Source organism: Leifsonia sp. SIMBA_070, assembly GCF_046534635.1.
Taxonomy (GTDB): Bacteria; Actinomycetota; Actinomycetes; order Actinomycetales; family Microbacteriaceae; genus Leifsonia.
Window position 1 is genome coordinate 1 of sequence record NZ_JAWRYK010000130.1, and the last position, 308, is coordinate 308.

The 308-nt window shown below is 70.1% G+C and carries 1 pseudogene; it reads left to right on the top strand.

Going from position 1 to position 308, the window contains the following annotated elements:
• Positions 1-308, top strand: a pseudogene (locus SB754_RS19715) (MFS transporter); the annotation flags it as partial.

A 308-nucleotide genomic window follows, 5' to 3' on the forward strand; every position in this document is an offset into this window, starting at 1 on the left:
GACATGGGCGGGGCTCGGCCTGACGGTCGGCGCGATCACCTGGGCGCTCGGATCCGAGATCTCGGGGCGTTGGGGCAATCGGATCGGCAATGCGCGCCTCGCGGTCGCGGGCGCGGGAACGTTGGCGATCGCGGTCGCGGTGCTCGCGGTGTCCGCATGGCTCGACCTGCCGGCGTGGGTCCCGATCGTGTTCTGGGGGCTGGTGGACCTGGGTATGCGCATGCTGTATCCGCGCACGACCGCCCTCACGCTGGCCTACTCGACGAGGCGCAACCAGGGTTTCAACTCGTCGGCCGTCCAGATCTCCG